The organism is Brevundimonas sp. (genome assembly GCF_046299535.1).
Taxonomy (GTDB): domain Bacteria; phylum Pseudomonadota; class Alphaproteobacteria; order Caulobacterales; family Caulobacteraceae; genus Brevundimonas.
In genome coordinates this window covers 1-24,149 of record NZ_JBKBIB010000006.1, presented here as the reverse complement: position 1 = coordinate 24,149, position 24,149 = coordinate 1, and the positions used below count along the sequence as shown (strand labels likewise).

The window sequence follows — 24,149 nt, the reverse complement described above, 5'->3', positions numbered from 1 at the left end:
GGGTGGCCAAGTCAAGGCGCTGACGCCTCAGCCCCACGGGCCGCCATGGGAGCCGCCGCTGTCCGCGCCGCCCTCTCGCGCCTGACGCTCCGCCCGCCGCCGGGTGGCCCAGGCCCGGAACCAGCGCATGGACTGGCGTTCCCGCCGCCAGACCAGGACCCAGAAGGCGAGCAGGGTCAGAAGCGAGATGAGGCCGAACAGCTGCTGGCCGTCCAGGGTCGTTCCAAACATTGTCATGGCGTGATCCTACGCCCTTGACGCGGCCTCGTCGCCCCTCGGATCGATCATGCGGTGGGCGTGCAGGATGAAATAGCGCATGTGGGCGTTGTCCACGGTCTGTTGCGCCTTGGCCTTCCACGCCTTGCGCGCTTCCTCGTAGTTGGGAAAGGCGCCAACGAAGTCGACCTGGGACAGATCGCGGAACGCGGTCCCGTTCAGGTCTCGCAGCTCGCCGCCGAAGACGATGTGCAGTAGCTGGTTGTTCTCGATTTCCTGAGGCATGGCTTATCCGTCCGTTGAATGGCGGGTGTTGTTGGCCAGCGGAATAGGCCGACAGCGCCGGATTATCAACGGATGCAGGGCCGGCGCCGCACAGATCAGGCTCGGCTGTCGCGGATCGGGTCGGTTGAACAACCATGGCCGGCCGTGGTGGTCGCTGACCGTCGCCCCCGCCTCCGCCGCGATCAGCGCCCCGGCGGCCACGTCCCAGTCCCATTTCGGCGTCAGGGCCATGGCGACGTCGAAGGCGCCGGACGCCACCAGCGCCATGCGATAGGCCAGGGAGTTGCGGTTCTCCACCCGCATGGGCGGCCAGGGCTCCGGCCATTTCGGGCTGTCCAGCAGGCCCGCGCCGGTCAGGACGGAGGCGTTCTCCAGCACCGCGGTCGTCGAGGCCGTGACAGGCTGCCCGTTCAGGCGGGCGCCGCCGCCCTCGATCGCGACGAAGGTCTCGTTCAGGTCCGGGGCGTGGATCACCGCCGCCACGGGGCGGCCGTCCTCGACGATGGCCAGCGCCACGCTCCACCACGGCTTGTTCTTCATGAAGGCCACGGTGCCGTCGATGGGATCGGCCACAAGGATGCGCCGCCGCGACAGCCGCTCGGGGTTGTCCGCCGTCTCCTCGGACAGCCAGCCGTGGTCGGGCCGGGCCGCTGTCAGCTGCTCCCGCAGCCAGCGGTCCACGGCCATATCCGCATCGGTCACGGGCGAGCCCCCGGGCTTGGACTGGATCGTCAGGCCCTGCGCCCGGTGGCGCACGGCCAGGGCGCCGGCCTCGATCGCCGCCGCCTTCAGCAGGTCCAGGTCGGCGGCGAGCGTCATTTCCCGGCGATGGCCACCGCATCGATCAGCAGGGACGGGCTGTTGAACGAGCCCCTGAATTCCAGATCCGATCCGACCACCACCCGTCCGGCCAGGGCCAGCAGATTGCCGGCCACGGTGATCTCGCTGACCGGCCAGGCCATCTCGCCGTCCTCGAACCAGAAGCCGGACACCCCGGCCGACCAGTCGCCGGTGTTGGGGTTCAGCGACGGACCGAACATGGACGTGACCAGAAGCCCGGTCTTTGCGTCGGCCATCAGTCCCTTCAGGTCCCGTGCGCCCGGCTCCAGATGCAGGTTGTGGCCCGACACGCCGGACGGCCCCGCCAGACCGCGCGAGGCGTGGCCGGTGGTCTGCAGACCCAGCTGGGCGGCCGACGCGGTGTTCAACATCCAGCCGTTGATCACGCCCGCCGAGATCAGCTCGCGCCGCTCCACCGCCACGCCCTCGTCGTCGAAGGGGGTGGAGCCCAGCCCGCGCGGCCGGAACGGGTCGTCGATCAGGGTAACGGCGCCGGACAGCACCTGCTGGCCCAGCCGATCCTTCAGGAAGGACACGCCGCGCGTGATCGCGGTCCCGGCCATGGCCTGGACGAAGGGCGAGATCACCTGCGCCGCAAGGCGGTTCTCGAAGATCACGGGGGCGGTGGTGGAGGCGATCTTGCGCGCGCCCAGCCGCGCCACGGCCCGCTGTCCGGCCAGGGCGCCGATGGCCTCTGCGCCCGGCAGATCCGACAGGTGGCGCACGGCGCGGTGCTCGCTGCCCCGCTCCTTGGCGCCGTCCCGGGCGGCGATGACGCCGACGCCGAGCGAGAAACTGCTGCCCCGGTGGGCGCCGTCGAAGCCGTGCGAGGTCACCAGCCGCCAGTCGCCGGCGGACCATTTGGCGCTGCCGCCCTCCGATATGGACACCCCCGGCGTGGCCCGGGCGGCGTCTTCCGCCAGACGCGCGGCGGCTTCCAGCGCCTCGGCCGTGCGTTCGGTCGGATCGAACAGGTCCAGATCGGGGTGGGGCCCCTGGGCCAGCCGATCCCGGGGCGCCAGATCCGCATAGGGGTCCTCAGGCGCCAGCCGCGCCATGGCCACGGCCCGCTCCACGAGGCGATCGCGGGTGGCGGGCGACAGATCCGAGGCGGAGACGGTCGCCTGACGACGACCCACGAACACCCTCAGGCCCAGATCGCGGGACTCCTCGCGCTCCACCTCTTCCAGCGCGCCGTTGCGCACCCCCAGCGACAGGGTGCGCCGGTCGGCGTGCACAGCCTCGGCGGCGTCGGCGCCAGCTTTCAGCGCGGCGGAGAGAATGTCGTTCAGGATGTCGGGGTTGGGGAGGGAAGCATCAGCCATGCCCCGATATGGCCGGTCGTCCGCCCGCCCGCAACCGGGTCAGGGCACCGCGTAGGCGATCAGCACAACGGCCAGCACCAGAAGGGGCACATAGGTCAGCATCATGCCCACGACTCGGGCGCGAGTCGCGCCCACGGAGCGGGACAGGCCGAAGGCATGGACGATACGGCCCAGCAGGAACACGGCGCCCACCAGATGCACCAGCCAGGGCGTGACCCCCACCAGCGCCATCAGCGCCAGTCCGCCCATGGCCGCCGGCGCATACTCAGCGGCGTTGCCGAAGGCGCGCGAGGCGCCCATCAGCTCCGGCGCCTCGCCGTCGCCATAGCCGATCCGCAGGCGCTGCCGCTGGCGCACCACCAGTCCCGACAGGGTGATCAGCAACAGGACCAGCAGGCCGCCCCACAGGGCGGCGGCGCGGGCGGAGTCCTGAACGGCGGCGGTGAACAGGTCCATCAGCGGACCTCCCTTCCAATGGGGTAAAGACGATAGCGGTCGTCATGGAAGGGCGTCCGTTCGTAGAACCAGGCCAGTCGCGCGGCGCCGTCGGCGGCGAACCCCGCATCCTCGGCGAGCCGTCGCTCGAACGCGCCGCGAAGCTCCGGATCGGCCTCCAGCATGCGCTCCGCCAGCGGTGCGATGGCGTAGGCCTCTATATATTCCACCCGGTTCAGAATTTCCGGGAACATGCCCCAGGAGAAGAAGCTCTCGGACGATTGCGGCTCCAGCGCCAGCACCACCAGATCGCCCAGCGGCTGATCGGTAGGCACGCGCACCGATCCGGCCGGGTAGGTCCAGTCGCGGATTTCCGGCGTCACGGTCTCGACCGTGATCGGCACATGGCCCTCGCTGGTGCGGCCGGAAACCCGCGGGTCCTCAAGGCGCAGCATCTGCACGGAAACCGCGCGCGGGGCCTCCAGCACCTCCATCTGCACCCCGTGCAGGCGCAGGCGCTCGATGATGTCGTCGCGGTACGACGGCACCCAGTAGGCATCAGGGCGGGCCAGGGTGAGGGTCGGACGCGAGCCGTAGAAGGGCATCATCCAGGGCTCGGGGTCCGGCTGGCCCAGCCAGCGGATCTCCGACCGGCCGGACGCCGGGCTTTCCCAGGTTTCGTAACGGATGCCCAGAAACGCGCGGGTGGCCACCGGTTCCTCGGTCGGAACGAAGTTGGCCAGGATCTCCGCGGGGCGCAGACCGCGGTCCTGCGCCGCAGCCACCCGCAGATCGTCGCCGTGGTCGGCCAGCAGACGCATGGCGGTCTCGAGGAACACATAGGTTCCCAGAACCCGCTGCTGGTGGGGCTTCAGGCTGTGGTTCTCGATCAGGATGGTGGGCACATGGGCGGCCGAGCCCCAGCCGTTGGAGAATCTCTCGCCCAGTCCCCCGTCCGACAGGCCCGCGCGCGGATTGCGGTCGTCGATCGCGAAGACCAGTTCCCCGGGGATGTGGCCCTGCGCCGTCAGCGCGTCATTCATCGCCGGCTTGAAGGCGTCGTCCAGCCACCGGGCTGTCGCCGGCGAGCGGGACCAGACGCCGTTCTCGCCGTTGTAGCCGTAGGTGACGTCGTACTGATAGTCGATGCCGTCTGTGACGTGGATGTCCACATACAGATCCGGCTGGTAGCGCTGGATCAGGCCCATGACCGCGCGCATCTCGGTCTGGTCCAGCTTCACGAAGTCGCGGTTCAGGTTCTGGTTGGTGGCCGTGTGGCGCCAGCCCTGGATGCGCGGTCCGCGCTGGTTCGGTCGGGAATGGGCGCTGGCGCGCTCGTGGCCGTCCACGCTCAGGATCGGGATCAGGATCAGGTTGACCCTGTCCAGCAGTTCATCGCGACCATACATCGCGATGTCGCGCAGCAGCATCATGCCCGCATCCTTGCCGTCGATCTCGCCGGGATGGATGCCGGCCTGGGCCAGCAGCACCGGCTTGGACGGGTCGAATTCAGCGCCGTCTTTCGAGGCGATCACCGCATAGATGGGCCGCCCCTCGGGCGAGGTCCCGAATTGTTCGATGCGGATCAGGCCGCTGGCGGCGTCCAGCCGGTCGAACCAGGCGCGGGTGTCGGCGTAGGTGGGGCTGAAGTCATGCTCAGGGTCCGCCTCGAACGGCGTGACCCACGGGTCGGACGCCTCGCGCAGCAGGGACCGGCTCGCGCCATTCCAGTCAGGGGCGGGCGGCAGGAATTCCTGATCCCACGGTGCGGCGTTGGGCACGGAAGGCGACTGGGACATGACAGGACTCGCAAGCAGAAGAGACGCGGCGCAGAGCCAGGCAGCAGGACGCATGAGGCGCTTTCAAAGCTCCGGCGACGCGCCGGACAATGGGCTTTCTAACGCCTCAAGCCGCGGATGTCAGACCGCGTCGGCGTCCTTCTCGACAGGGATATCGGCGGGCATGCCAGCCCGCGCCTTGTCGCACAGCTTCTTCAAGGCCGAGGTGATGGTGGAGCCGTACAACTGGCCCTGGACGTCGGAATAGCCCTCGGTGGTCAGCCGCCGCTTGATTTCACCCACATTGGCGAATTCGCCGCTTTCGGCGAGTTGATAGGCGCGTTCGACGGTGGTGAGGCGATAATTCATCTTACTCATATAGTGACGCTTTGCTGAATTGCGAGGACGGGCGCCTCACTTCCAGATCGGCGCCCCGTCGCCGGGCAGGCCCAGCCGCTCCCATATCTCATTCACCCGCTCAACCACCTCCGCGTCCATGCGGATCTCCTCACCCCACTCCCGCCTGGTCTCGGGGGGCAGTTTGTCGGTGGCGTCCAGACCGATCTTGGAGCCCAGTCCGCTCTCGGGCGAGGCGAAGTCCAGATAGTCGATGGGGGTGTTCTCGATCAGGGTGATGTCGCGCGCCGGATCCATCTTGGTGGAGACCGCCCACATGACGTCCTTCCAGTCCCGCGCGTCGATGTCGTCGTCCACGACGATCACCCACTTGGTGTACATAAACTGTCGCAGGAAGCTCCAGACGCCCAGCATCACGCGCTTGGCGTGGCCCGGATAGGCCTTCTTCATGGAGACCACGGCGATGCGGTAGCTGCACCCTTCAGGCGGCAGCCAGAAGTCGGTGATCTCGGGGAACTGGGCCTGCAGCAGGGGGATGAAGACCTCGTTCAGCGCCTCGCCCAGCACGCTGGGCTCGTCCGGCGGCCGGCCGGTGAAGGTGGTCAGATAGATGGGGTCCCGGCGCATGGTGATGGCCGTCACCTGGAACACCGGGAAGGTCTCCACCGAGTTGTAATAGCCGGTGTGGTCGCCGTAGGGACCTTCCTCGGCGTGCTCGTCCAGCAGCACATGGCCCTCCAGCACGATCTCGGCCTGGGCCGGGACCATCAGAGGCACGGTCTTGCAGGGGACCAGCTCGGCCTTGGCGCCGCGCATCAGCCCGGCGAACTGGTATTCGCTCAGGGTGTCCGGCACCGGCGTCACCGCCGCCAGGATGGTCCCGGGATCGGCGCCCAGCACCACGGCGGCGGGCAGGGGCTCGCGCTTTCCCGCCTTCCGGTGCCGGGCGTAGTGCTGCGCCCCGCCGCGGTGGGCCAGCCAGCGCATGATCGCCTTGTCCTTGCCCAGCACCTGCATGCGGTAGATGCCCAGGTTGAAGTCGTCCTCGGCGGCGTCCGACGGGCCCTTGGTGACGACGAGCCCCCAGGTGATCAGCGGCGCCGGCTCGCCCGGCCAGCAGGTCTGGATGGGCAGGCTGGTCAGGTCGATGTCGTCGCCCGTCAGCACCACCTCGTGCACCGGGGCCTTCTTCACCGTCTTCGGGCGCATGCCCATGACGGTGCGGGCCAGCGGCAGCATCTCCATGGCGTCCGAGAGGCCGCGCGGGGGCGTCGGGTTCTTGAGGAAGGCCAGCAACTCGCCCACCTCGCGCAGTTCTGCAGCGGTGGTGCGTTGTTTGTTCTCGAGGGTGACGCCCATGGCCACCCGCTTCACCGTACCGAACAGGTTGACCAGGCAGGGGATCGGACTGATCGAACCGTCTGGCATGACAGGCTTTTCGAAGATTACGGCCGGGCCGCCGTTGCGCAGCAGCCGGGTCTGGATCTCGGTCATCTCAAGGACGGTGGACACGGGCTCAGACACCCTTGCCAGCTCGCCCCGGGCTTCGAGCATATCTATAAAATCGCGCAAGGATCTGTAGGCCATGATCACCGATTAGGCGGACAGTCGCGGCCTGTCACCCGCAATCAATAAGCCCGTGTGTCCGACACCAGCGCCCAGACCGGCAGGTGCAGATGCCTTGTGGCCACGGCCAGCTGGACCGAATCCAGATGGGCCCGGCCCGCCTCCACCCGCCGCATCTCCTCTGGCGGGATGTGCAGGGCCAATGCCATGGTCTCAAGATCCACGCCGCGCTGGTCGCGCCAGCGTCTCAGCCGGGCGCCGATGGCCGCGTCGGCCGGATCGGCCCCGGGAAATCCCAGGACGGAGCCCATGGTCGAACCCTCCCTAAGGGTCTCGTTATTGTTGGGAGGTATCCTGATCCCATTCAAAGGCCGGATCAATCCAGTCGCCGATGCGACCGCCCGGATGGGCCAGGCCATGGATGCGGGCCATCTCGTCGGCGGTCAGTTCGAAGTCGAAGATGTCCAGATTCTCGGCCGCGCGCCTTTCGCTGGCGGTCTTGGGAATGGCGATCACGCCCTGCTGCACGATCCAGCGCAGGGTCACCTGTCCCGGCGTCTTGCTGTGGGCCTCGCCGATTTCAGCGATGACCGCATCGTCGGCGATCTTGCCCTGGGCCAGCGGCGACCACGCGGTGATGGATGACCCCAGCTCGCGGGCGGTCTCGATCAGGGTCTTCTGCGACAGATAGGGATGGTACTCGATCTGGTTGGTGACCAGCGGCGCCCCGGACAGGGCGGCGGCCTCGCGGAACAGGGCCGAGGGGAAGTTGGAAAGGCCGATATTCTTCGCAAAGCCTCGCGCGCGGGCGTCGTTCAGGGCCTTGATGGTCTCCTCCAGCGCCGGTTCGGGCTTGGGCCAGTGCAGCAGCAGCAGGTCCGGGACCTGCCCCAGGCGCTCCGCGCTCTCCTCCGCCTGCCGCTGCAGGTCGCCGTCGCGGAAATTGGTCACCCAGATCTTGGTGGTCAGAAAGACGTCGTCCCGGGCCACGCCCGAATCGCCGATGCCCTGACCCACGCCCTCCTCATTGTTGTAGATGTAGGCCGTGTCCACGTGGCGGTAGCCGATGCGCAGAGCCTCGGCCACCATGCGCCGGGCGTCCGCCGGCTCCAGTTGGTACGTGCCGAAACCCAGGGCGGGAATTTCCATATCGGCGGTCCTGATGGTCTGCATGAAGGGCTCCAGCGGGTGGGGGGACTCTCCAGTTAGGCGCCCCTGGCGCCGGGCGAAAGGCGCGTCCGGTCCGGATTCCTTCCCTTAGAGGCCAGTAATTTCGGGTTCAGGAACATTCTTCAGCCCCTGACCGCTTTACAAGCGCGGCGGCGGACGCCAAGACACTGTCCGAAACGCATTCAAGTTCGCCCGCACCTCTCCCTTCAGAGCGGGCCCGACCGGAGATATCTGCGTATGGCGGCCAAACTCAAGCAACAAGGCGGCAAGGTTGAAGAGCTGAACTCGGCCATGAACGTGACGCCGTTCGTGGACGTCATGCTCGTGCTGCTGATCATCTTCATGGTGGCCGCGCCCCTGGCGACCGTGTCCATCCGTCTGGACCTGCCGCCGGCGTCGCCGCCGCCGCCGGGCGAGGAACTCCAGGAGCCGGTGTTCATCTCCATCCAGGACGACACCTCCCTCTACGTGGTGGACGAGCAGACCACTCTTGAAAACCTCATCCCGACCCTGAACGCGGCGCTCGGCGTGCCGAACCCCCGCGAAGAGCGCGTCTTCGTTCGCGCCAACCCGGAAGTGATGTACGAGCGCTTCATGGAAGTGATGAACACGCTTCAGGCCAACGGCTACTACAAGGTCGGCCTGCTGAACGAGGACATCGAATAGGCGTCCAGCCTTCGACCAGAACGACAAGGGCCGCGTCGCGAGACGCGGCCCTTTTCATTTTATGGTGGCGGCGGCGTCAGTTCTTGAGCGCGGTCTGGCGGCGAAGGCGCTCAAGGCGGGCGTGCTGGGCTTCGGTCATGCAGCGGGGGGTGGCCCAGCGTTCGCCGGACGCGGCGGCGGCCAGGGCTTCCTCGGCGGTGATGAACACCGGGGCGGCGCCATACTCCCGCTCAAACGATCGGCGGGTCGCTTCATCCGTGGCGCAGACATAGGCCGCCCGTTCAAAGCGCGGCGCCGGTTCGTTCGCAGACGCGCCCTGCTGCGACTGCGCAGCGACGGCCAGAGGGGCTGAAAGGGCGACAAGGCCTGCCGCCGCAAGGGGAATGAGTTTGCGCATAATGTCTCCTCCAATCCCGGGATAACTCCGGGTTCGGAACAGACTGCGCCATTTCCCGTCGCTGTAAAGAGATCGCGACGTGAATGTTTTATGACGTTCTGTAATATTCTTTGTGAATTTTTGCGGGAAGACCTGGTCTTCCTAGCTAAGCCCGACTGCCGGGCCCAGCGCGAGCACAGTGGCGACCGCGCCCAGTCCGACAGCGACCGCCGCCCCCGCCAGGAAAGCCAGGGCCGTACGGGCGCGGCGTCGTCTCAAGCCGCCCGGTCTGACCTTGCGGACATAGACAAAGGGGGCCTTTTCGAAGGCCTCGGATCCGACGATGTTGTGCTGGGACATGAACGCGCTCCCCTGGAATACAGGCCCCGTATCGGGGCTCATGCACTCAAGCCGGGATGATTCGACCATTTGATGGCGAACGGCGCTCGCCAAACCCTTGCGTCATCAAGGGTTTGTGTCCTTCACCCGCAATAGACCAGTCGTCCGCTGTAGGCGCGGTAATACCCAGTGGCCGGATTGTACGAGCGCCAGGTCGCGCGGCACCAGTCAATGCGGCGCGGATCACGCCCGCCGGCATGGCCATGCCCCTGCGCCGGATAGACCATATCCGGCCGCCCGTAAGCGCCCTGCCAGACATCGGCCCCGCGCGCCGCGGAGGCGTACCGCTGGTGGTCATGGCGCTGTACGTGACCGCCGCCATGGCCGTACCCGACGTGACCAGGGCCTCGATAGCGGCGATTGGCGGCCTGATGAGGCCGCTGGTCACGCCAGCGCGCCTGACAATCCGTCCGGTTGGCGTCCCAGTAGGCGTCACAGCGGTAGTCGCCCGGCCGATCCCGCTGATCCCACCAGGACGGCGCCCGCCAGCCTTGGTCAGGAGCCCTGTTATAATGGGCGTAGTGGCCGGACTGCGCGCCCGCAGGCTGGGCCGACAGGAAAGACAGGGCCGCGCCGGAGACAGCGAACAACAGGGTTAACGGCGAAAGACGCAACATGACCAGCCTCCTTTCGCCGCGATGGCGGCGTTCTTCGTCTATTCCAGGGTGACGCTGACGGCGCCCCGCGAGTCCGTCTGAACCCGCCGCATCAAGACCACGGGCTCACCGGAACCCTGGCGCACCGGAGCGATGATGAACCAGCCGCCCTGTGGCAGGCCGTCAAACCGGAACCGACCCTGGGCGTCGCAGGTGGTGTCGCGCACATAGCCGCGATAGTCGGCGCTGGCTTCCCCGACGCTGCGGGCGCGGACCTCCGACGCGGGAAGGGCTGCGCGGTCCAGCGATCCGTACAGGTTCAGGAACCGGTGGCGGGTATAGGGGGTCTCGGGGGTCAGGCCCACCGAGCCGGCGCAGCTGTACCCGGGTCCATAGGCCGCACGGCCCTCGATGGCCGCGCTGCCGGCCTGGGCCGACCACGCGAAGTCCGCCGCGCTGAAGCTGGAGGACAGGCCGCCCCCGCCCATGATGGGGCCAGGCGCGGGAGTCGGCGCGCAGGCGGCCAAGGCGGCGGCGCCCAGGGCCGAAACGGCGGCGATCCTGACGAAACTGGCGGCTTGCATGGCGAAATCCTCTTGTGACGCGCGCGTATCAGATGGCTTAACACGCACACCACGGTCAAGGTTGCGAACCTTGTCGAAGAAGGCCGCGACAGTGCTTTTCGCCGCGCCTCGAAACCGATAAGCCTCGCCTCGCGGCAGGTCGCCGCCAACGAGAAACCTCAGGAATGCCAATGGCCGTCACCATCGAGGACATCCGGGCCGCGCAGCAGCGGATCGCCGGCCAGGTGGACCGCACCCCCGTCCGCCATTCCCGACGCCTGTCCCAGCTGACCGGCGCGGAGGTCTGGGTGAAGTACGACAATCTGCACTTCACCGGTTCGTTCAAGGAGCGGGGCGCCCTGAACCGGCTGATGCAACTGACCCAAGAGGAACGAAAGCGCGGCGTGGTCGCCGCCTCGGCGGGCAACCACGCCCAGGCCCTGGCCTATCACGGCGGGCGTCTGGGCGTGCCGGTGACCATCGTCATGCCCCACGGCACCCCGTTCGTTAAGGCCGACGGCACGCGCGCCCACGGGGCCACGGTGGTGATCGAGGGCGACGATTTCTCCGGCTCCAGCGCCCACGCGAAACAACTGGTGGAGGACGAGGGCTATGTCTTCATCTCGGCCTTTGATGACGAGGGCGTGGTGGCGGGACAGGGCGTCTGCGCCCTGGAGTTCCTGGAGGATGCGCCCGATCTGGACGCGATCGTCATTCCCATCGGCGGAGGCGGTCTGATCGCCGGATGCGCCATCGCCGCCAAGGCCATCAAACCGGACATAGAGATCATCGGGGTCGAGGCGGCCATGTACCCGTCCTTCTCGGCGCGTCGTAAGGGCGAGACCGCCAGATGCGGCGGCCAGACCATCGCCGAGGGCATCGCCATCAAGGCGGTAGGCGACATCACCTTCGCCCTGGCCGACCCGCTGGTGGACGACGTGCTGGTGGTGGACGAAGAGGATTTCGAGAAGGCCGTGGCCTTCTACGTCACGCTTGAAAAAACCGTGGCCGAGGGCGCGGGCGCCGGCGGCCTGGCCGCCCTGCTGCGCTACCCGGAGCGGTTCAGGGGCAAGAAAGTCGGTCTGGTCCTGTGCGGCGGCAACATCGACGCCCGCATGCTGGCGGTGGTGCTGAACCGCGAGATGGTGCGCGAGAAGCGGCTGGTGGTGTACCGCATCCTCGGCGACGACCGGCCGGGCATGCTGTCAAAGATGAGCGCCGTGATCGGCGGGGCCGGCGGCAACATCATCGACGTGGTGCACAACCGCCTGGCGCTGGACGTGCCGGCCAAGGGCGCGGAGTTCGACATCATGGTGGAGACGCGCGACGCCCACCATGCGGATGTAATCAGAAAAGGACTTGAGGATGCCGGCTATGCGCTTCGGATGGGTTAGCGCGGTGGCGGCCGCCATGATGCTGGCGGCCTGCGGCGGCAGCGGCAGCGACAACGCCTCCGGCGACGACGATGCGCGCGTGGCCGAGGCCGCCGCCTTCATGGCCCGGAACGCCGACGCCGACGGCGTGGTGACCCTGGAGTCCGGCCTTCAGTACAAGGTGCTGACCGCCGCCCCGGACGGCGCGCCGAGTCCCGACGGCAATGATCTGGTGCGGGTGCACTACGAGGGTTCGCTGATCGACGGCACGGTGTTCGACAGCTCGTTCGAGCGCGGCAGCCCCTATGTCACCACCCCCGAGCAGGTGGTGCCCGGCTGGACCGAGGCGCTGCAGCGCATGAAGGTCGGCGACGAATGGCTGCTCTATGTGCCGCCCGAGCTGGGCTATGGCGCGCGTCGGGCGGGCGAAATCCCGCCCCACTCGGTGCTGGTGTTCCGCCTTCAACTGCTGGACATGGCCGCGGCGCCCGGGGGCGGCGGCTCCGGGCGCGGCTGAAGCGCTAGAGGATAAACCGGCTCAGGTCGGCGTTCTTCGCCAGGTCGCCCACCTTGTCGCGCACCATGTCGCCGTCGAAGGTCAGGGTCTGGCCTGACAGGTCGGACGCCTTGAAGCTGGTCTCCTCCAGCACCCGCTCGATGACGGTCACCAGACGGCGCGCGCCTATGTTCTCCACCGCCCCGTTGGCCGCCACCGCCGCGTCGGCCATGGCCTCGACCGCGTCCTCGGTGAACACCAGGGTCACGTCCTCGGCCGCCAGCAGGGCCTGGTTCTGACGGATCAGATTGGCCTCGGGCTCGGTCAGGATGCGCTTGAAGTCGTCGCGGGTCAGGGCCTTCAGCTCCACCCGGATGGGCAGACGCCCCTGCAGTTCGGGCAGCAGATCCGAGGGCTTGGCCACGTGGAACGCGCCCGAGGCGATGAACAGAACGTGGTCGGACTTCACCGGCCCGTACTTGGTTGAAACCGTGGTGCCCTCGATCAGCGGCAGCAGATCCCGCTGCACCCCCTCGCGGCTGACGTCCGCGCCGGAGCGGTCGGACTTGGCCGCCACCTTGTCGATCTCGTCCAGGAAGACGATGCCCTCGTTCTCGGCCAGCATCACCGCCTCGCGGGTCAGGCTGTCCTGATCCAGCAGCTTGTCGCTTTCCTCGGTGGTCAGGGGCGCCCAGGCGTCGCGGACCTTCAGCTTGACCGGTTTGGTCTTGCCGCCGCCCATCTTGCCCAGCATTTCCGACAGGTTCAGCACGCCCATGCCGGCGCCGCCGGGCAGGTCGATGTTCTGGAACGGCGAGGCGGTGTCCGCCAGCGCCAGCTCCACCTCCTTGTCGTCCATCTCGCCGGCGCGCAGCTTCTTCTTGAAAGCGTCGCGGGTGGCCGGTTGCGACCCCGGCCCCACCAAGGCGTCGAGGATGCGCTCTTCGGCGGCGGCCTCGGCCTTGGCCTTCACGCCCGCGCGGCGATCGTCGCGCACCATCACCAGGGCGGCCTCCACCAGATCGCGCATGATCTGGTCCACGTCACGGCCCACATAGCCCACCTCGGTGAATTTGGTGGCCTCCACCTTCAGGAAGGGCGAGCCGGCCAGCCGGGCCAGGCGGCGGGCGATCTCGGTCTTGCCCACGCCGGTGGGGCCGATCATCAGGATGTTCTTGGGGGTGATCTCGTCGCGGATGTCCTCGGGCGCGCGCTTGCGGCGCCAGCGGTTCCTCAGGGCCACGGCCACGGCGCGCTTGGCGTCGTGCTGGCCAACGATGAAGCGGTCGAGTTCGGAGACGATTTCGCGGGGAGAAAGGTCAGTCATGGCTCCCACATAGGCGTTGTGGAGGCGTAGCGGGAGAGGGGATGCATCCAACCGGCCGCTGAACGGTTAAGCTGGCTGATAACGAACGTCGCCCATCTGGAGTCCCATGACCAAGACCGCTCGCACCGCCCTCATCGAAATCCGCAACCCGACGCTGAAGGACGTGCCGCGCATCTACGACCTGGTCCAGCGGGTCTACGGCAACAGCGGCTACACGCGCGGCATGCTGCAGGGGCAGGTGGCCGCTTTCCGGGAGGGCCAGTTCATCGTCGAGTACGAGGGCGATCTGGTGGGCTACGCCGCCGGCTTCCGGATCGACGAGAAGACCGCCATGGGGCCCCACACCTGGGACGAGATCACCGGCGGCGGCTACGCCTCGCGCCATGACCCCAACGGGGAGTGGCTGTACGGCATGGAGGTCTGCGTCGATCCCGACGCCCGCCGGCTGCGTATCGGCCAGCGCCTGTACGACGCCCGGCGCGAGCTGTGCGAACATCTGGAGTTGAAGGGCATCGTCTTCGGCGGGCGCATGCCGGGGCTGGACCGACGGAAGAAGACCTTCCCCTCGCCCGAGGAATATCTGGATGCGGTCTCGGCCCGAAAGGCCAAGGATCCGGTGATCGCCTTCCACCTGCGGGCCGGTTTTGAGGCCATCGGGGTGCTGAAGGACTATCTGCCCGCCGATCGCCAGTCCATGGGCCACGCCACGCACATGATCTGGCGCAACCCGTACTATCCCGAGGAGCGGGGCACCAAGGGCGCGGTGTTCGCCTCCAAGGAAAACGTGCGCGTGGCCACGGTGCAGTTCCAGGCCCGGCGTGTGACCTCGTTCGAGGATTTCATGAGCAATGTGGAATATTTCGTCGACGTGACGGCGGACTACCGCTCGGACTTCGTGGTGTTCCCCGAACTGTTCACCCTCCAGCTGCTGGCGCTGGAGGAGAAGAAGCTGAACCCGGCCGAATCCATCGAGGCCCTGACCCGTTACACGCCCCGCTTCGTGGAGGAGATGTCCAAGCTGGCCATCAGCTACAACATCAACATCATCGGCGGCTCGCACCCCACACGAACCGACGACGGGGAAATTCAGAATGTTGCGTACGTCTTCCTGCGCGACGGTTCGGTGCACGAGCAGGAGAAGATCCACCCCACCCCCAACGAGCGGCACTGGTGGAACATCAAGGGCGGCGACATGGTCCACGCCATCCCCACCGACTGCGGGCCGATCGGGGTGCTGATCTGCTACGACTCCGAGTTCCCCGAACTGGCGCGGCGGCTGGTGGACGAGGGCGCGCGCCTGCTCTTCGTGCCGTTCTGCACCGACAACCGTCAGGGCTATCTGCGGGTGCGCTATTGCTCGCAGGCCCGGGCCATCGAGAACCAGTGCTACGTCATTCTGTCCGGCAACGTGGGCAATCTGCCCAATGTCGAGAACATGGACATCCAGTACGCCCAGTCCTGCATCCTGACGCCCTGCGATTTCCCCTTCGCCCGCGACGGCATCGCCGCCGAGGCGACCGAGAATGTGGAGACGGTGACCGTGGCCGATCTGGACCTGTCCGACCTGGCCTGGGCCAAGGCCCAGGGCACGGTGCGCAACCTGCGCGACCGCCGCTTCGACCTCTACAAGACCGTCTGGAGCGACAAGCGATGAGGACCCGGAGCTAAGCCTCAGCCCCGGGATAGGTCCTCGTGGGGCCGTAGGCCGCCTTTGAGCAAGGCCGCCCACACCCCTTCGGCGTCATCGGCGAAGCGGAACAGCTCCAGATCCCCGGGAGAGATGACGCCGTGCTCGATCAGGGTGTCGAAGCCGATCACCGCGCGCCAGTAGGCCTCGTCGAACAGGACGATGGGGATGGGCGGCGCCTTGCCGGTCTGGCGCAGGGTCAGCAGCTCGAACAGCTCGTCCAGCGTCCCGAAGCCGCCGGGGAACACCACCAGCGCATTGGCCCGCATGGCCAGGTGCATCTTGCGCATGGCGAAATAGTGGAAGCGGAACGTCAGGTCCGGCGTGGTCCAGGGGTTGGGCTCCTGCTCGTGCGGCAGGGTGATGTTGAAGCCGATGGAGGGGGCGCCGGCCTCGATGGCCCCGCGGTTGGCCGCCTCCATGATCCCCGGCCCGCCGCCGGTGGCGATCACGTTGTCGCGGATCCCGCCGTTCTCGCACAGGGCGCCGCCGCGCTCCGACGCGATGCGGCCGAACAGGCGCGCCTGCTCATACCAGTGGCCGTGACGCCCGCCGCCGTTCTCACCGAAGCGGGCGCTGCCGAACACCACGATGGTGGAGCGCACGCCCCAGGCGCGCAGATGCTCCTCGGCCTTGGCGTACTCCAGCTGGAAGCGGACCCCGCGCATGGAGTCCCCCAGCATGAAGTCCTGATCCAGCGCCGCCAGTCGGTAGGCTGGCGCGGCCATCTGTTCGGTGTTGGAGCGGGCGTGGGAAACGGGGGCGTGGTGATCGGTCATGGCGCCAAACTAGCAGCCGCTCAGGGGGATGCCAGCCGCCGTTGCGCCGCGTTATTGCGGTGGCCGGCTTCGGGTTTCGAGGACTACAGGGCCGGCGCCGGGCGCGTGGCCGCCGCAAGGATGCGCCCGTCGTCCACCGCCTGGACCAGAACAGCGGTCCCAAGGTCAGCCTCGGACGGTTCCGGCAGGTTCAGCAGGATGGGACGGCCGCGCCATTCCCCCAGACGCGTCACCTCGCGCACCACATTGGCGTGGCGGACTTCAAGGCCCCGGTTTTCCCCCTGGGCGACCTGAACGACCTGGGGTGCGGCGCGATAGCGGATCAGCCAGACCTCTGCCCCGCCTTCGGGCGCGCGGCCGGACCCGACGCCGACCCGGTCCCCGGCTTCGCGAAACTCCACTTCGGGCATGAAGATCCGGCGCGCGGCTTCTTCCTCGACGGCGGTCTCGATGTCGGCGGTGCGGGCGCCCGGCAGGTGGCGGGCGCCGTCGATGATCACCTGCGGCGTATAGACGTCGCGCAGCCGCAAGCGCGTCTGATAGGCGCGCTGCCGCTCGGCGAAGGCCGGCCGGGCGAAGGTGTCGGGCCAGCCCAGATAGTCCCAGTAGTCCACCGCATAGGTCAGGGCGATGACGCCTGGCCGCTGCGAAAGGGTTTCGACCAGCGCGTTGGCTTCCGGACAGCCGGCGCAGCCCTGGGCGGTGAACAGCTCCACAACCACCGGCTCGGCGGGAACCGTCACGCGCGATCCCGACCCCGCAGAGGCCGTTTGCGCGCTCGACGACGCCGCGCCGCTCATGACGACCGCAGCCGCCCCGGCTGTTATCAGATCCCGGATGCCCTTCATGGCGGGCACCCTAGTCCAGGCGTTCGAAAACGGGACTCAACTTGGCGTGAACCCGTTCCCGAGCGCGTGATGGGCCCTTTGCCGATCACTCATCCATCAATTGCTGGGCCAGATACACATAGTGCCGCGCCCAGCGCCGGGCGTTGGCCGCCGGGTCGGCGTCATAGCTGTGACCGCCGGACGTATCCTCGAAATAGATATGGTCGTGGCCCTGCTGTTCCAGGCGGGCGGCGAACTTGCGCGCATGGCCGGGATGAACCCGGTCGTCCAGGGTGTTGGTGGTGATGTAGACCACCGGATAGTCCACATCGGGCCGCAGCTGCTGATAGGCGGAGTATTCCGCGATGAAGGCCGCGTCCCCGGCGATGCGCGGATCGCCGTATTCGCCGATCCATGAAGCGCCGGCCGGCATCTCCGGATAGCGCATCATGTCGATCAGCGGGCTTTCGATGACCGCCGCGTTGAACAGGTCCGGGTTCTGGGTGATGGCCACCGAGGTCAGAACCCCGCCGTTTGAACGACCGTAGATGCCCAGGTGGCGCGGACTGGTGACGCCGCGCGCGATCAGGTCGCGGGCCACGGCGGCGAAATCGTCGAAGGACCGCTGGCGGTTCTCGCGCAGGGCGGCCTGGTGCCACGCGGGACCGAATTCGCCGCCGCCGCGGATATTGGCGACCACATAGGTTCCGCCCTGCTCCAGCCACAGCTTGCCAAGCTGGCCCGCATAGCCGGGCAGCATGGAGATGTTGAAGCCGCCGTAGCCGAACAGGATGGTGGGCGCGGTCCCGTCAGGGGCCTGATCGCGCGGCCGCACCAGGAAGTAGGGAATCTCCGTGCCGTCGGTCGAGGCGACCGAATGCTGCTCCACCACATGGGTCGAGGCGTCGAAACGGGCCGGGCTCTCGCGCAGGGTGTCCGAGCGCGCCGACGCCACGTCCGCAAGGGACAGGGTCGAGGGCGTCAGGAAGCCCTGAACGTAATAGAACAGGTTTTCGTGGCCGCGGCTGGAATCGGTGAGACTGACCGCCACATTCCCGGGCGTGGGCAGCGGCTGGGCGGTCCAGCCGTCGGCGCCGGGGGCGAAGCGGATCAGACCGCCGGAGACATTGTCCAGGACGCTGGCCACAACATGGCCGTTGGTGATGGCCACGCCGCTTACCGACTGACGGGCGTCGGGCTGGAAGATCACCGGCGAGGCGCCGCTGGCGACGGCGCCGGGGTCCCCCCGCAACCGGGCCAGATTGACCGCCGCCAGGGCGCCGGTGGGCACGCTCTGATCGTCCAGGCTCCAGTCCTGTTCGGCGGTGAAGATCAGCTGATCACCCATCGTGCCGTGGATGGACACGCGCTCGGGCAGGTTCAGGCGCACGGTGCGGCCGTCCACATACTGCCAGCGCTCCGAGCGGAAGGTGTCCAGCGGGCGGGAGATGATCACCGCCTCCACAGCCCCGCCCGGTCCGCGATAGACCGAGGGGCTGACGCCATAGCCGCCATCGCCCTGTTCGCCGCGATAGATCTCCGTCGCCTGCGCCAGCGCCTGACCCCGCGACAGGGCGCGCACGATGTACGGATAGCCGCTCTCGGTCAGGGTCCCGTCGCCGAAATCGGTGGCCACCAGCAGGGTGTCGGCGTCCAGCCACGTCACCCGGTGCTTGCCCTCGGGCAGACGGAAACCGCCCTCGACGAACTGGCGCGTCTGTGTATCGAACTCACGCACCTCGACCGCATCCTGACCGCCGTTGGACAGGTTGATCAGGCAGTACCGCTCGTCCGGCGCCAGGCACTGGGCCCCTTTCCACACCCAGTCACGACCCTCGGCGCGGGCCAGGGCGTCCACGTCCAGGATCGTCTCCCAGCGGGTCGATCCCGAGCGGTACGAGTCCAGCGTCGTGCGCCGCCAGATTCCCTTCGGATGCTGGTCGTCCTGCCAGAAGTTCCCCAGGCCATCGCCCAGGAAATAGGGCGTGGGAATGCGGTCCTGGGCCGCCAGGATGGCGTAGGCGTCGCGGCGGAACGACTCGAAACGGGGATCGCCTTCCAGGCGCTGGCGGGCGGCGGCGTTGGATTGCTCCACAAAGGCCAGCGCCCGCTGTCCCTGGACCTCTTCCATCCAGATGAAGTCGTCAGCCGCGGCGATCGAGGCGGGCGACAGATCGGCAGGCAGGTGCGGCGGGCGCTCCTGGGCGCCGGCGGTTGCGCACGCGCCCAGCACCAGCGCTGATGCGGCCATGGTCAGGATCAGTCGGTTCATAGGCGTTACGCTCCGTCTTTCGTCAGTTCTCGCAGGCCTGCGGATCAGTCCATCAGCCGACGGGTCAGATAGGTGTATTCCAGCGCCAGCCGGCGGGCCGTCTCGCGCAGATTGGCGCCGGCCGCGTGGCCGCCGTCGGTGTTCTCGTAGAACAGCACCTCGTGGCCCAGCTCTTCAAGACGCGCGGCCGCCTTGCGGGCGTGGCCCGGGTGCACCCGGTCATCCTTGGTGGAGGTGTGGATGAACACCTCCGGATAGTCCGCCTCGGCCGACAGGGCCTGATAGGGCGAATAGGCGGCGATCCAGTCGCGCTGCTCGGCGATGTCCGGATTGCCGTATTCGCCCATCCACGAGGCCCCGGCCAGCAGGGTGTGGAAACGCAGCATGTCGAACAGGGGCACCTGAATGACCGCCGCGTTGATGAGGTCCGGGCGCTGGGTCAGGATCGCGCCCATGAACAGCCCGCCCTGCGAGCCGCCCATGACGCCGAGGCGGCGGGGGCTGGTGACGCCCCGCGCGATCAGATCCTCGGCCACGGCCTGGAAGTCCTCGTGGGCGCGCTGCCGGTTCACGCCCTGCGCGGCCTGGTGCCAGCCGGGGCCGAACTCGCCGCCGCCCCGGGTGTTGGCCACCACATAGACGCCGCCGCGCTCCAGCCACAGCTTGCCCACGGTGGGCGAATAGCCGGGCAGCAGCGACACCTGGAAGCCGCCGTAGCCGTACAGCAGGGTGGGGTTCGAGCCGTCCGTGGCGATCCCGTCGCGGCTGACCACGAAATAGGGAATCATCGTCCCGTCGGCGGAACGGGCCTGATGCTGCTCCACATGCATGCCGTCGGCGTCGAACTTGGGCGGAAGGCTCTTGACCGTCTCCAGCGCGCCCGAGGCGGCGTCCGCCAGCCACAGGGTGTCGGGCGTCAGGTAGCCCCTGACGCTGACGAACAGCCGGTCGTCCTCGCTGCTGGCCGAGTTCAGGCTCACCGAGGCGTTCTCGGGCAGGTTCAACCGTTCGCGCACCCAGCCGTTCCCGGTGCGGTGATAAGCGTAGGCCGATCCGCGCACGTTCTCGAACAGGGCGATCACCAGCCGGTTGCGGGTCAGGGCCACATCCTCGACGGATTCGCGCGCGCCGGGTCGCAGGATCAGCTCGCCGATCGACGCTTGCGGATCAGCCGTCAGCGCCGCCAGCTCGAAGGCGATCAGGTCGCCGGCCTCGAAGGCGGTTCCCGCCCCGTCGGTCCAGTCCTGATCCGTCGTAACGATCAGCCGGCCGTCCAGCAGGCCCTGCACCGAGCGACGGGCGGGCAGGTTGATCTGAACCGGACCCGCTTCGGTCAGGAAATAGCTTTCGGTCTCGAAGAAGGTGACCGCCCGGTCCACCATCTCCGCCTGCACCACGCCGTCCGCGTCGCGCAGCGTGTAGCCCGACACCAGAACATCCTCCGGCTGGCCCCGGAACACTTCCGGCGCGTCGGTCAGGGACTGGCCCCGAGTCAGGCGGCGAACGGTCATGGCGTAGCCGGACGTGGTCAAGGTGCCCGGGCCGAAATCGCGATAGACCAGCAGGGTGTTCTCATCGACCCAGTCGGCGCCGCCCTTGGACTCGGGCAGGTCGAAGCCGGTCTCGATGAATTGGCCGGTCTCGCGGTCGAACTCGCGCATGACCACGGCGTCCTTGCCGCCGTCGGACAGATTGATCAGGCACAGGCGGTCGTCGGGCGACAGGCACTGGGCGCCCTTCCAGACCCAGTTGGCGTTCTCGGCGGCGGCCAGGGCGTCCACGTCCAGAATGGTCCGCCACTGCGGCGTATCGGTGCGGTAGCTGTCCAGGGTCGCGCGGCGCCAGACGCCCCGCACATGGCTCGCGTCCTGCCAGAAATTGTCCACGGTGCGCGCGCCGCCCGCAGAATGCCGGAACGCCGGGAAGGGAATGCGGTCCTGCGCCTCCACAAGCGCCAGCGCGGTGGAATAGAGCTCGTCATAGCGGGGGTCCCCGGTCAGCACGCCCAGCGAATGGTCGTTGCGCGCCTCGACCCACTCCATCACCCGCGCGCCCTCGATGTCCTCCAGCCAGATCCACGGATCGGAGCCGGCGGCCTGTTCGGTCAGGGTCGGGGCGGCGGAATCGGAAGTCTGGGCCATGGGGTGGGTCGCTGAAAGGCTGAGAACGAGCGCGGCGAGGGCAGGGCCCCCATAGGCCAGACGACGGAACATGCGGCGTTTTCCTCGGATGGGTCGATTGGGCGGCGCGACCCTATGGGCAGGCCGGCCCGTTGAAAAGCGGAAGGTCTGAAATATCAGCGGCCTTCGTCGGGAATGCAGATGGTCTCGCCGCAGGCCTTGCAGTGCACCGCATCCGGATCATGCCGCTGAAGCCCGCAGGTCGGGCAGGGGTGCAGCACCTTGCGCGGCACGTTCAGGGACTGGATCAGGCGGAAGAACAGGCCCACGCCGCCCAGCATCACCGCGATGGACAGCAGGCGCCCCCACATGCCCGGCAGGATGATGTCGCCATAGCCGGTGGTCGTCAGGCTGGTGACGGTGAAATACAGCGCGTCCACATAGCCCGAGATGCCCTCATAGCGGCCCATGAAACTGGTGTAGACGAAGCCGGTGACCACGAAGACGAAGGTCACCAGCGCCGCGAGCGCCTTGACGATGTCCTCCACCCGCGTGTCGTTGTAGCCCCGTCCCACCGTCTTCCAGAAGAAGTCGCTGTTGAGCAGGGTCCACAGGCGCAGCACCCGCAGGAAGCCGAGGTTGTAGAGAAAGGCCGGGAACAGCAGGGTCGCCAGCACGAACAGGTCGACCCAGACGATGGGCCGCTTCAGCCAGTCCCGCCAGTCCGTATAGGCCGACGCCCGCGCGATCAGGTCGAAGGCCAGGATCGCCGCGATCCCATAGTCGATCAGATAGAAGATCAGCCCGCTCTGGTTCTTCAGCAGGGGCGCGGCGATGAAGAAGGCGATGATGGCGAAATCCACCACGATCACCCCCAGCCGGAAGCGCACCGCCGCCTGCGAGGAACCGTGGTACAGCGCCCGCAGACGCGCCCTCAGCCGCCAACCCGTGTGGGTGTGCTCACGACCCTGCGATCTCATGGAAAAGCTGTCCTTCGTCGCGCGCTCTGACGCCGGGCCGGAATTGTCCTATATGCGGACCCCATGACGCACCCCTTCGTCAAGATGAACGGCGCCGGAAACGACTTCATCGTGATCAACGCGATGGAGCGGCCTTTCGCACCGGGCGCCGAACAGGCCCGCGCCCTGGCCGATCGCGAGACCGGCCCGGCGGGCGGTTGCGACCAGCTGATCGTGATCGAGCCCTCGGAAACGGGCGACGCCTTCATGCGGGTGTGGAACGCCGACGGCGGGGTGGTGGAGACCTGCGGCAACGCCCTGCGCTGCGTCGGCTGGCTGCTGACCCTGGCGGGAGGGCGGGATCAGGTGACCATCGACACCCTGGCCGGCCCGACCACCGCCGCCCGCGCCGGCGAGCTGCGCGTCACCGTGGACATGGGCCCGCCGCGCCTGGGCTGGGACCAGATCCCGCTGGCCGAGGAGATGGACACCCGCGGCATCGAGCTGCAGGTCGGCCCGGTGGACGCCCCCGTGCTGCACACGCCCGGCGCCGTCAGCATGGGCAATCCCCATGTGGTGTTCTTCGTCGATCATACGCCCGACGACGCCTTCACCCGGGCCACCGGCTCGCTGATCGAGCATCATCCGCTGTTCCCCGAGGGGGTGAACGTGGGCTTCGCCCATGTGGAGGCGCGGGACCGCATCCGCCTGAGGGTGTGGGAGCGGGGCGCGGGCCTGACCCTGGCCTGCGGCACCGGCGCCTGCGCCGCCCTGGTGGCCTGCGCCCGCCGGGGTCTCACCGACCGGGCGGCCACGGTGATCGTGGACGGCGGCGAACTGGTCATCGACTGGCGCGAGAGCGACGATCACGTGCTGATGACCGGCCCGGTCGAGGTGGAGACCACCGGGACCCTGCCCTGAACACCCGTCTCGATGCCCGAAAGGCGAAACTCCCGTGTGTTCCGGTTGTGGGAAGGGCGGCCGGGTTCTAGGGTCTCGGCTTCCCTTGCCGCACCCGCGTGCCTTGCAGCGACCTCATGCCCGAAAACACCGAAAAGCAGACCTTCACCGACCAGGAAGCCCTGGATTTCCACAGCGAGCCGACGCCGGGCAAGATCTCCATGGCGCCGACCAAGCCCATGGCGACCCAGCGCGACCTGTCCCTGGCCTATTCGCCGGGCGTCGCCGTGCCGGTGCGCGCCATCGCCGAGGATCCCGACAAGGCCTACGACTACACGTCCAAGGGCAATCTGGTCGCGGTCATCTCCAACGGCACCGCCATCCTGGGTCTGGGCGACCTGGGCGCCATGGCCTCCAAGCCGGTGATGGAAGGCAAGGCGGTGCTGTTCAAGCGCTTCGCCGACGTGGACTCCTTCGACGTTGAGGTGAAGACCACCGACCCCGACGAGTTCATCACCGTGGTCAAGAACATCGGCGACACCTGGGGCGGCATCAATCTGGAGGACATCAAGTCCCCCGAGTGCTTCGAGATCGAGACCCAGCTTCAGGACCTGCTGGACATCCCGGTCTTCCACGACGACCAGCACGGCACCGCCATCATCTCCACCGCCGGTCTGATCAACGCCTGCCATGTGGCGGGCAAGAGGCTGGAAGACATCAAGGTTGTCCTCGCCGGCGCCGGCGCCGCGGGCCTGTCTTCCATCGCCCTGGTGAAAGCGGCAGGGGTCAAACACGAGGACACCGTCATCATCGACCTCGACGACGTGGTCTATCGCG

The 24,149-nt window shown here is 67.9% G+C and carries 26 protein-coding genes; 6 read left to right on the top strand and 20 right to left on the bottom strand.

Annotated features, from left to right (window positions below; genetic code table 11):
• Positions 1 to 27: 27 nt before the first annotated feature.
• The 10 genes from ACK4FB_RS05980 to ACK4FB_RS05935 all read right to left on the bottom strand — a co-directional run bounded on the left by ACK4FB_RS05980 (position 28) and on the right by ACK4FB_RS05935 (position 7,975).
• Positions 28 to 237, bottom strand: a complete 210-nt coding sequence (locus ACK4FB_RS05980) for a hypothetical protein (RefSeq protein ID WP_409749124.1) — start codon at positions 235 to 237, stop codon at positions 28 to 30.
• A 9-nt stretch (positions 238 to 246) separates the two neighbouring features.
• On the bottom strand, positions 247 to 501 hold the full coding sequence (locus tag ACK4FB_RS05975) for a DUF4170 domain-containing protein (protein ID WP_409749121.1): 255 nt from the start codon (positions 499 to 501) through the stop codon (positions 247 to 249).
• Positions 502 to 504: 3 nt separating this feature from the next.
• On the bottom strand, positions 505 to 1,320 hold the full coding sequence (locus tag ACK4FB_RS05970; protein ID WP_409749118.1) for a 3'(2'),5'-bisphosphate nucleotidase CysQ: 816 nt from the start codon (positions 1,318 to 1,320) through the stop codon (positions 505 to 507).
• The gene (locus tag ACK4FB_RS05965) at positions 1,317 to 2,666 is read right to left on the bottom strand and encodes a TldD/PmbA family protein (protein ID WP_409749115.1); all 1,350 of its coding nucleotides are present in this window, start codon (positions 2,664 to 2,666) and stop codon (positions 1,317 to 1,319) included. Before ACK4FB_RS05965 ends, ACK4FB_RS05970 begins: the two co-directional genes overlap by 4 nt.
• 39 nt (positions 2,667 to 2,705) lie before the next feature.
• Positions 2,706 to 3,122 (bottom strand): MAPEG family protein, encoded by a 417-nt coding sequence (locus ACK4FB_RS05960; RefSeq protein WP_409749112.1) that lies wholly within the window; start codon positions 3,120 to 3,122, stop codon positions 2,706 to 2,708.
• Complete coding sequence (locus tag ACK4FB_RS05955) at positions 3,122 to 4,900, bottom strand: M14 family metallopeptidase (protein WP_409749109.1); 1,779 nt, start codon at positions 4,898 to 4,900, stop codon at positions 3,122 to 3,124. The genes ACK4FB_RS05960 and ACK4FB_RS05955 overlap by 1 nt, the downstream gene beginning before the upstream one ends.
• A 120-nt stretch (positions 4,901 to 5,020) precedes the next feature.
• Positions 5,021 to 5,257: a hypothetical protein gene (locus ACK4FB_RS05950; protein ID WP_409749106.1), complete on the bottom strand. Its 237-nt coding sequence runs from the start codon at positions 5,255 to 5,257 to the stop codon at positions 5,021 to 5,023.
• A gap of 36 nt (positions 5,258 to 5,293) precedes the next feature.
• Positions 5,294 to 6,823 (bottom strand): UbiD family decarboxylase, encoded by a 1,530-nt coding sequence (locus ACK4FB_RS05945; RefSeq protein ID WP_409749103.1) that lies wholly within the window; start codon positions 6,821 to 6,823, stop codon positions 5,294 to 5,296.
• A gap of 41 nt (positions 6,824 to 6,864) precedes the next feature.
• A complete protein-coding gene (locus tag ACK4FB_RS05940) occupies positions 6,865 to 7,113 on the bottom strand; it encodes a helix-turn-helix domain-containing protein (protein WP_409749100.1) in 249 nt (82 codons plus the stop codon).
• 25 nt (positions 7,114 to 7,138) lie between these two features.
• A complete protein-coding gene (locus ACK4FB_RS05935; protein WP_409749097.1) occupies positions 7,139 to 7,975 on the bottom strand; it encodes an aldo/keto reductase in 837 nt (278 codons plus the stop codon).
• A 234-nt stretch (positions 7,976 to 8,209) separates the two neighbouring features.
• On the opposite strand from ACK4FB_RS05935, the gene ACK4FB_RS05930 reads away from it, so the two are divergent.
• Positions 8,210 to 8,638, top strand: a complete 429-nt coding sequence (locus ACK4FB_RS05930; RefSeq protein WP_409749094.1) for a biopolymer transporter ExbD — start codon at positions 8,210 to 8,212, stop codon at positions 8,636 to 8,638.
• Positions 8,639 to 8,714: 76 nt separating this feature from the next.
• On the opposite strand, the gene ACK4FB_RS05925 is transcribed toward ACK4FB_RS05930, so the two are convergent.
• The 4 genes from ACK4FB_RS05925 to ACK4FB_RS05910 all read right to left on the bottom strand — a co-directional run bounded on the left by ACK4FB_RS05925 (position 8,715) and on the right by ACK4FB_RS05910 (position 10,593).
• Complete coding sequence (locus tag ACK4FB_RS05925; RefSeq protein ID WP_409749091.1) at positions 8,715 to 9,035, bottom strand: hypothetical protein; 321 nt, start codon at positions 9,033 to 9,035, stop codon at positions 8,715 to 8,717.
• 141 nt (positions 9,036 to 9,176) lie between these two features.
• The gene (locus ACK4FB_RS05920; protein WP_409749088.1) at positions 9,177 to 9,374 is read right to left on the bottom strand and encodes a hypothetical protein; all 198 of its coding nucleotides are present in this window, start codon (positions 9,372 to 9,374) and stop codon (positions 9,177 to 9,179) included.
• A gap of 122 nt (positions 9,375 to 9,496) precedes the next feature.
• A complete protein-coding gene (locus tag ACK4FB_RS05915) occupies positions 9,497 to 10,030 on the bottom strand; it encodes a BA14K family protein (protein ID WP_409749085.1) in 534 nt (177 codons plus the stop codon).
• 38 nt (positions 10,031 to 10,068) lie between these two features.
• On the bottom strand, positions 10,069 to 10,593 hold the full coding sequence (locus tag ACK4FB_RS05910; RefSeq protein ID WP_409749082.1) for a hypothetical protein: 525 nt from the start codon (positions 10,591 to 10,593) through the stop codon (positions 10,069 to 10,071).
• 170 nt (positions 10,594 to 10,763) lie between these two features.
• Here ACK4FB_RS05910 and ACK4FB_RS05905 point away from each other — a divergent pair, with 170 nt between their 5' ends.
• Both ACK4FB_RS05905 and ACK4FB_RS05900 read left to right on the top strand, forming a co-directional pair.
• Positions 10,764 to 11,966 carry a threonine ammonia-lyase gene (locus ACK4FB_RS05905; protein ID WP_409749079.1) on the top strand — a complete coding sequence of 401 codons (1,203 nt, stop codon included), beginning with the start codon at positions 10,764 to 10,766 and terminating at the stop codon, positions 11,964 to 11,966.
• The gene (locus ACK4FB_RS05900; RefSeq protein ID WP_409749525.1) at positions 11,947 to 12,462 is read left to right on the top strand and encodes an FKBP-type peptidyl-prolyl cis-trans isomerase; all 516 of its coding nucleotides are present in this window, start codon (positions 11,947 to 11,949) and stop codon (positions 12,460 to 12,462) included. The genes ACK4FB_RS05905 and ACK4FB_RS05900 overlap by 20 nt, the downstream gene beginning before the upstream one ends.
• A gap of 4 nt (positions 12,463 to 12,466) precedes the next feature.
• Here the strand turns inward: ACK4FB_RS05900 and hslU are convergent, their stop codons facing one another.
• Complete coding sequence (hslU, locus tag ACK4FB_RS05895) at positions 12,467 to 13,768, bottom strand: ATP-dependent protease ATPase subunit HslU (protein ID WP_409749076.1); 1,302 nt, start codon at positions 13,766 to 13,768, stop codon at positions 12,467 to 12,469.
• A 106-nt stretch (positions 13,769 to 13,874) separates the two neighbouring features.
• Between hslU and ACK4FB_RS05890 the strand changes: the two genes are divergently transcribed.
• Positions 13,875 to 15,422 (top strand): GNAT family N-acetyltransferase, encoded by a 1,548-nt coding sequence (locus tag ACK4FB_RS05890; protein ID WP_409749073.1) that lies wholly within the window; start codon positions 13,875 to 13,877, stop codon positions 15,420 to 15,422.
• A gap of 17 nt (positions 15,423 to 15,439) precedes the next feature.
• On the opposite strand, the gene ACK4FB_RS05885 is transcribed toward ACK4FB_RS05890, so the two are convergent.
• The 5 genes from ACK4FB_RS05885 to ACK4FB_RS05865 all read right to left on the bottom strand — a co-directional run bounded on the left by ACK4FB_RS05885 (position 15,440) and on the right by ACK4FB_RS05865 (position 22,433).
• Positions 15,440 to 16,234 (bottom strand): TIGR00730 family Rossman fold protein, encoded by a 795-nt coding sequence (locus tag ACK4FB_RS05885; RefSeq protein ID WP_409749070.1) that lies wholly within the window; start codon positions 16,232 to 16,234, stop codon positions 15,440 to 15,442.
• An 83-nt stretch (positions 16,235 to 16,317) separates the two neighbouring features.
• Entirely contained in the window at positions 16,318 to 16,977 is a 660-nt protein-coding gene (locus ACK4FB_RS05880) for a DUF1223 domain-containing protein (protein ID WP_409749067.1), read from the bottom strand.
• A 190-nt stretch (positions 16,978 to 17,167) separates the two neighbouring features.
• Entirely contained in the window at positions 17,168 to 19,333 is a 2,166-nt protein-coding gene (locus tag ACK4FB_RS05875) for a prolyl oligopeptidase family serine peptidase (RefSeq protein ID WP_409749064.1), read from the bottom strand.
• A 44-nt stretch (positions 19,334 to 19,377) separates the two neighbouring features.
• On the bottom strand, positions 19,378 to 21,546 hold the full coding sequence (locus ACK4FB_RS05870) for a prolyl oligopeptidase family serine peptidase (protein ID WP_409749061.1): 2,169 nt from the start codon (positions 21,544 to 21,546) through the stop codon (positions 19,378 to 19,380).
• 83 nt (positions 21,547 to 21,629) lie between these two features.
• Positions 21,630 to 22,433: a potassium channel family protein gene (locus ACK4FB_RS05865; protein ID WP_409749058.1), complete on the bottom strand. Its 804-nt coding sequence runs from the start codon at positions 22,431 to 22,433 to the stop codon at positions 21,630 to 21,632.
• A gap of 63 nt (positions 22,434 to 22,496) precedes the next feature.
• Between ACK4FB_RS05865 and dapF the strand changes: the two genes are divergently transcribed.
• Positions 22,497 to 23,333, top strand: coding sequence for a diaminopimelate epimerase (dapF, locus tag ACK4FB_RS05860; protein WP_409749055.1), 837 nt, complete (start codon positions 22,497 to 22,499; stop codon positions 23,331 to 23,333).
• Positions 23,334 to 23,449: 116 nt separating this feature from the next.
• Positions 23,450 to 24,149 (top strand): malic enzyme-like NAD(P)-binding protein (locus ACK4FB_RS05855; RefSeq protein WP_409749052.1); only part of this gene is annotated, 700 nt, incomplete at its 3' end.

Excerpts from the sequence above, each read along its gene's own strand:
- ACK4FB_RS05980 (WP_409749124.1), bottom strand. The coding sequence starts at position 237 with ATGACAATGTTTGGAACGACCCTGGACGGCCAGCAGCTGTTCGGCCTC.
- ACK4FB_RS05975 (WP_409749121.1), bottom strand. The coding sequence starts at position 501 with ATGCCTCAGGAAATCGAGAACAACCAGCTACTGCACATCGTCTTCGGC.
- ACK4FB_RS05970 (WP_409749118.1), bottom strand. The coding sequence starts at position 1,320 with ATGACGCTCGCCGCCGACCTGGACCTGCTGAAGGCGGCGGCGATCGAG.
- ACK4FB_RS05965 (WP_409749115.1), bottom strand. The coding sequence starts at position 2,666 with ATGGCTGATGCTTCCCTCCCCAACCCCGACATCCTGAACGACATTCTC.
- ACK4FB_RS05960 (WP_409749112.1), bottom strand. The coding sequence starts at position 3,122 with ATGGACCTGTTCACCGCCGCCGTTCAGGACTCCGCCCGCGCCGCCGCC.
- ACK4FB_RS05955 (WP_409749109.1), bottom strand. The coding sequence starts at position 4,900 with ATGTCCCAGTCGCCTTCCGTGCCCAACGCCGCACCGTGGGATCAGGAA.
- ACK4FB_RS05950 (WP_409749106.1), bottom strand. The coding sequence starts at position 5,257 with ATGAGTAAGATGAATTATCGCCTCACCACCGTCGAACGCGCCTATCAA.
- ACK4FB_RS05945 (WP_409749103.1), bottom strand. The coding sequence starts at position 6,823 with ATGGCCTACAGATCCTTGCGCGATTTTATAGATATGCTCGAAGCCCGG.
- ACK4FB_RS05940 (WP_409749100.1), bottom strand. The coding sequence starts at position 7,113 with ATGGGCTCCGTCCTGGGATTTCCCGGGGCCGATCCGGCCGACGCGGCC.
- ACK4FB_RS05935 (WP_409749097.1), bottom strand. The coding sequence starts at position 7,975 with ATGCAGACCATCAGGACCGCCGATATGGAAATTCCCGCCCTGGGTTTC.
- ACK4FB_RS05930 (WP_409749094.1), top strand. The coding sequence starts at position 8,210 with ATGGCGGCCAAACTCAAGCAACAAGGCGGCAAGGTTGAAGAGCTGAAC.
- ACK4FB_RS05925 (WP_409749091.1), bottom strand. The coding sequence starts at position 9,035 with ATGCGCAAACTCATTCCCCTTGCGGCGGCAGGCCTTGTCGCCCTTTCA.
- ACK4FB_RS05920 (WP_409749088.1), bottom strand. The coding sequence starts at position 9,374 with ATGTCCCAGCACAACATCGTCGGATCCGAGGCCTTCGAAAAGGCCCCC.
- ACK4FB_RS05915 (WP_409749085.1), bottom strand. The coding sequence starts at position 10,030 with ATGTTGCGTCTTTCGCCGTTAACCCTGTTGTTCGCTGTCTCCGGCGCG.
- ACK4FB_RS05910 (WP_409749082.1), bottom strand. The coding sequence starts at position 10,593 with ATGCAAGCCGCCAGTTTCGTCAGGATCGCCGCCGTTTCGGCCCTGGGC.
- ACK4FB_RS05905 (WP_409749079.1), top strand. The coding sequence starts at position 10,764 with ATGGCCGTCACCATCGAGGACATCCGGGCCGCGCAGCAGCGGATCGCC.
- ACK4FB_RS05900 (WP_409749525.1), top strand. The coding sequence starts at position 11,947 with ATGCGCTTCGGATGGGTTAGCGCGGTGGCGGCCGCCATGATGCTGGCG.
- hslU (WP_409749076.1), bottom strand. The coding sequence starts at position 13,768 with ATGACTGACCTTTCTCCCCGCGAAATCGTCTCCGAACTCGACCGCTTC.
- ACK4FB_RS05890 (WP_409749073.1), top strand. The coding sequence starts at position 13,875 with ATGACCAAGACCGCTCGCACCGCCCTCATCGAAATCCGCAACCCGACG.
- ACK4FB_RS05885 (WP_409749070.1), bottom strand. The coding sequence starts at position 16,234 with ATGACCGATCACCACGCCCCCGTTTCCCACGCCCGCTCCAACACCGAA.
- ACK4FB_RS05875 (WP_409749064.1), bottom strand. The coding sequence starts at position 19,333 with ATGAACCGACTGATCCTGACCATGGCCGCATCAGCGCTGGTGCTGGGC.
- ACK4FB_RS05870 (WP_409749061.1), bottom strand. The coding sequence starts at position 21,546 with ATGTTCCGTCGTCTGGCCTATGGGGGCCCTGCCCTCGCCGCGCTCGTT.
- ACK4FB_RS05865 (WP_409749058.1), bottom strand. The coding sequence starts at position 22,433 with ATGAGATCGCAGGGTCGTGAGCACACCCACACGGGTTGGCGGCTGAGG.
- dapF (WP_409749055.1), top strand. The coding sequence starts at position 22,497 with ATGACGCACCCCTTCGTCAAGATGAACGGCGCCGGAAACGACTTCATC.